Here is a 4,446-nt window from a genome sequence, read left to right as displayed (position 1 = left end):
GGCCGGGAAAATCCCGGCCGCCGCCATGGTGCTGTGGAAGTGCCTACTTCTTGACGGCAGCCTTCAACTTCGAGCCGGCGGACAGCTTGACGCTGTGGCCTGCCGCAATTTCAATGGTCTCGCCGGTCTGGGGGTTGCGGCCGGTGCGTGCTGCACGGTCGGTGCGCTCAATGGAGAGCCAGCCCGGGATGGTGATCTTTTCGCCAGCTGCAACGGAGCTTTCGAAGACGGAGAAGAGTGCATCCAGTACGCCATTTACTGCGCTCTGGCTGGTCTCAGCCTTTGCGGCAACTTCAGCAACCAATTCGCTACGGTTCTTTGCCATGTTTGTCCTCCTGGACCTCGGTATTGCTAATTCCACGCGGTTGCGTGTCAACCACTGCTAGCGAACTTACCAGTTCTTCCCCGTGATTCCGGCAATTTTGAATGTTTTCCAGCGATTTCCGGGCATTTTTTGGCTGATTTCCGGCCTATTTGCGCTCTTAGCGCACTTGGGCCGGCATTTTCCGCAGTGTCCGGGGGCGCCCAGCCCTGGGCTTGGGGCTTGCCCTCAGACTGATTTGTGCGCGATGCTGCGGCTCAGCCGGCCCAGCAGTGTCCTGCTCAGCAGGGCCACGCACACGGCAAGGCAAAGCACGGCGGCGAGTTCAAAAGTGGCCGTGATCCCTGCCGTCCCGGCCCGTCCGTCAGGCGTGGCGGTGGAGGCCATGATGGCGGCGGCCACGGCCGTCCCGAAGGAACTGCCCACGGTCCGCAGGACCTGGTTAAAGCTCACTGAACTGCCCAGTTCCTGGGCCGCGACGCTGCGGGCGATCAATGCCGGCATGGCCGCGTAGCTGGCACCCATGCCCAAACCAAAGACCAGCATGCCCAACAGAATTTCCCACAGCTGTGAATGGACAAGCCACAACACGGTGCCGGCCGCTGCCATCAGGGCGGCGCCCACCGGCAGCAGGGCGGCCAAAGGAATCCGTCGCGCCAAGGACCGCACCAGACGGTTGGCCACAAAGCTGCCCAGGGACAACGGGAACATCACAAAACCCGCCCAGAACACGGGCAGGGCCAAACCGTAGCCGGTAAATGCCGGTGCCTGGGCCACCAGGCTGGCCACGGAGAGGCCAATGTAGAGGGCAGCTCCCAAGCCAATGGCCGTGGCATTGGCCAACAGCACCTCACCATGTTTGAGCACCCGCAGGTTGATCAATGGATGTTCCAGACGCAGTTCCGCGCCCACCCAGAAGATCAAGAGCGTGGCGGCTGCCAGCAGGACCAACAGGATTGCCGGCGATCCCCAGCCCCAATGGGGTCCCTCGCTGATGCCCAACAGCAGCGCTCCCAGGCCCAGGCTCAGGAACGTGGCACCCACAAAATCGAAACGCTGCCGCGGCGCTTGCTCGTCCGGACCGGCCGGGACCACCCGCACCACCACCACAATGGCCGTCAGGACAAAGAGCACCGCAAACCAGAAGGCAAAGCGGAAATTGAGCGTCCCGGCAATGATGCCGGTGAGTGGGTAGCCAATGCCAATGCCTGTGGCCACCGTCACCGAGAGTGTGGAGATTGCCGACTGCACCTTGGCCGGCTCCAGATAGCGCCGTGCCAGTGCAATGGTCACAGGCACAATCCCGTACGTCAGTCCCTGAATGGCACGGCCAATGAGGAACACGGTGAAATTGCTTGCGACGGCCGCGACCACCGAGCCCAGCAGGATCAAGGCCAGGGCAACCACCAGCAGCCGCTTTTTATGCGGGCCGTCACTCAGCCGGCCCATGACGGGGGTGGCAATGGCCCCGGCGAGAAGGTTGATGGTCAGCATCCACTGGGCGGTGCTGACCGGGACGTTCATTTCCACGGAGATCGACGGAACCAGCAGCATCCCCAGGGAGCTGACAATGGCTGTGGAGAGGGCCGCGTAGGTCAGGGCCGGACCCAAGGGAAAGCGGGAGCTGTTCATCGGGCCTACTCCGCACCAAGCTTGCGCAAAAGTGGGAGGGCAGCGGACAAAAGTTCCCGCTCATCCGGCGTGAGCCTGCTGTTGGCGGCACGGGACACCCACTCAAGGCCGGCTGCGGATTCACGTTCGAACTGCGCAACCCCCGCCTCCGTCAGCTGCATCCAGATTTTTCGGCGGTCTACGACGTCGGCCTGACGCATGACCCACCCCGCGGCCACCAGTTCCCGGGTTCCCAGGGAAATGGCCTGCGGGCTGACCAGGATGGCTGCTGCCAGCTCCGATGCCGTGGCCTGGCCGTGCTCGGCCAAATGCCGCAGTATGCCGAATTTGCCGGGCGAGGTGGTGCGCTCGGCTTGGAGCCGGCGCTGAAGCGGATACAAAACCGCCAGAAATTCTTTGGGTGAGAAGGACTCGGGAGGGGACGTCATCCTCTAAGTGTACAAGCAAATTGATCAAGTTGCTTGAACAATTGACTTGATGAACTTGATTTTGCGCACAAAAAAGGCGGCGACCCCAAGGTCACCGCCTTTTATGGCTGACAATCAGTGATTACCAGCTGGACTTCTTGATGCCGGGCAGTTCGCCGGCGTGCGCCATCTTGCGGAAGCGTACACGGGAGATGCCGAACTTCTGGAGCGTTCCACGCGGACGGCCATCGATGGCGTCGCGGTTGCGAACGCGAACCGGTGAAGCGTTGCGGGGGAGCTTCTGCAGGCCCAGGCGGGCTGCTTCGCGCTCTTCGTCGGTGGAGGCGGGGTTAACGAGGGCCTTCTTGAGGGCAAGACGCTTTTCGGCGTAACGCTCCACGATGACCTTGCGCTGCTCGTTCTTCGCGATCATGGACTTCTTAGCCATAGTCTTAGCGCTCCTCTCGGAATTCGACGTGCTGACGGATCTTGGGATCGTACTTCTTCAGAACCAGGCGGTCCGGAGTGTTACGACGGTTCTTGCGGGTCACGTACGTGAAACCGGTACCGGCCGTGCTCTTGAGCTTGATGATCGGACGTACGTCCTTGTCTTTCGCCATTAGAGCTTCACCCCACGTGCCAGAATCTGTGTAACGACGGCGTCAATACCGCGCACATCGATGACCTTGATACCCTTGGCAGAAACCTGCAGGGTTACATTGCGGCGCAGGGACGGAACCCAGTAGCGCTTCTTCTGAATGTTCGGATCGAACCGACGCTTGTTGCGGCGGTGCGAGTGCGAAATGCTATGTCCAAAGCCCGGCTCGGCTCCAGTCACCTGGCAGTGTGCTGCCATGATCACTCCTAATAAATGTATGGATACGGTCCACTGGTGCGGACCGTGCAACCAGGCGGCGTCCGCCCTTGGACAGCATGATTCCCATTAACATTTTCATGATGAATAAGAAAAGTGCTCTCGCGGCGAATACCCGAATGCACGCAACTTGAGCCCCTAACTACCGGCCCACGGGAGGATAATCACCGCAAACCGGAGCAATTGCACACGCTCCGCGCCACCTAGCGCTTACCCAGTCTAATTGCAAAGCCCGCCATTGTGCTAATTGGCCTGGCGCGGACAACGCCACGGGTCCACATCCTTGGCGCCCGCGGCGCCGTAGGGCTTGTTTTAGGGCAGCGGCGAGCGCAGTTCCGGCCAGCGCGCCTGCAGATTGTCCCCCGAGGAGACCCCGCGCAAGCGCCGCCCCACCCATGGACCAACGTATTCCCTGGTCCAGGCGGCATTGTCCCGGAAGGTTTCCGAGGATGTGCGGATGGCCAGCGGGGCCAGTTCCGCCAGGGGAATGCGGGCGGATTCGCCCAGTTGGGCCAGCACCCGGTTGGCCATGTTGATGTGGCCGGGGGTGGACATGTGCATGCGGTCAATTCCCCACAGGCGCCAATCGTTGTACTCCCGGAAACGCCAATAATCCACCAGTTCGGCGCCATTGCCCTCAACCACCTCACGCAAGAGCTCGTTGTAGATGGCCGTGCGGCCGCGAATGCTGGCAAAAACCTTGGAGGTGCTGGCGTCAAAACCCGTAAAAACCAGCAGACGGGCGCCGGTGCCAGCCAGCTTGGCAAGCCCTTCGGAATAGCTGCCCATCAGGGCGTCAATGTCCACCTTGGGCCGCAGGAGATCGTTGATGCCGGCATAAATGGTGACAAGTGTTGGCTGCAAGGCCACGGCCGCATCGATTTGTTCCGAGATGATCTGCTGCATCTTCTTCCCGCGGATGGCCAGGTTTGCGTAACCCCAGCTCTGTCCGGGGTGCGCCAGCGCCAGCTGCTCGGCGGTTCTGTCCGCCCAGCCGCGGACCTGGTTGGGCAGGCTGGGATCGGTGTCGCCCAGACCTTCAGTGAATGAATCACCCAATGCCACGTACCGTGCTTTAAACTCCACCGCTGCTCCTTGTTTCCTGCCGCCACCTGGCACTTTTCGCCGGTGGTGACTTAATACTAGGTGCGCCCAAGCCACCGCGTACGTCCCCTCCTTTCGCGCATCGGCGCAGATGCGCGAAAGGAGGG

The 4,446-nt window shown here is 61.4% G+C and carries 7 protein-coding genes; all 7 read right to left on the bottom strand.

Annotated features, from left to right (window positions below; genetic code table 11):
- Window positions 1-43: 43 nt before the first annotated feature.
- Entirely contained in the window at window positions 44-325 is a 282-nt protein-coding gene (locus ACFUCV_RS14850; RefSeq protein ID WP_380817090.1) for an HU family DNA-binding protein, read from the bottom strand.
- A gap of 225 nt (window positions 326-550) precedes the next feature.
- A complete protein-coding gene (locus tag ACFUCV_RS14845) occupies window positions 551-1,954 on the bottom strand; it encodes an MFS transporter (RefSeq protein WP_380817089.1) in 1,404 nt (467 codons plus the stop codon).
- 5 nt (window positions 1,955-1,959) lie between these two features.
- The gene (locus ACFUCV_RS14840; RefSeq protein ID WP_380817087.1) at window positions 1,960-2,382 is read right to left on the bottom strand and encodes a MarR family winged helix-turn-helix transcriptional regulator; all 423 of its coding nucleotides are present in this window, start codon (window positions 2,380-2,382) and stop codon (window positions 1,960-1,962) included.
- Between the two features lie 121 nt (window positions 2,383-2,503).
- Entirely contained in the window at window positions 2,504-2,809 is a 306-nt protein-coding gene (rpsN, locus tag ACFUCV_RS14835; protein ID WP_038465689.1) for a 30S ribosomal protein S14, read from the bottom strand.
- Between the two features lie 4 nt (window positions 2,810-2,813).
- Window positions 2,814-2,981, bottom strand: a complete 168-nt coding sequence (gene rpmG, locus ACFUCV_RS14830; protein WP_044574616.1) for a 50S ribosomal protein L33 — start codon at window positions 2,979-2,981, stop codon at window positions 2,814-2,816.
- Window positions 2,981-3,217: a 50S ribosomal protein L28 gene (rpmB, locus tag ACFUCV_RS14825; RefSeq protein ID WP_269939687.1), complete on the bottom strand. Its 237-nt coding sequence runs from the start codon at window positions 3,215-3,217 to the stop codon at window positions 2,981-2,983. Before rpmB ends, rpmG begins: the two co-directional genes overlap by 1 nt.
- Before the next feature lie 330 nt (window positions 3,218-3,547).
- Window positions 3,548-4,321 (bottom strand): SGNH/GDSL hydrolase family protein, encoded by a 774-nt coding sequence (locus tag ACFUCV_RS14820; protein ID WP_380817084.1) that lies wholly within the window; start codon window positions 4,319-4,321, stop codon window positions 3,548-3,550.
- Window positions 4,322-4,446 lie beyond the last annotated feature (125 nt).

The sequence above is a fragment of the Specibacter sp. NPDC057265 genome, assembly GCF_042668835.1.
In the GTDB taxonomy this organism is placed as follows: Bacteria; Actinomycetota; Actinomycetes; order Actinomycetales; family Micrococcaceae; genus Specibacter.
This window is presented reverse-complemented; position numbering and strand designations above follow the sequence as displayed.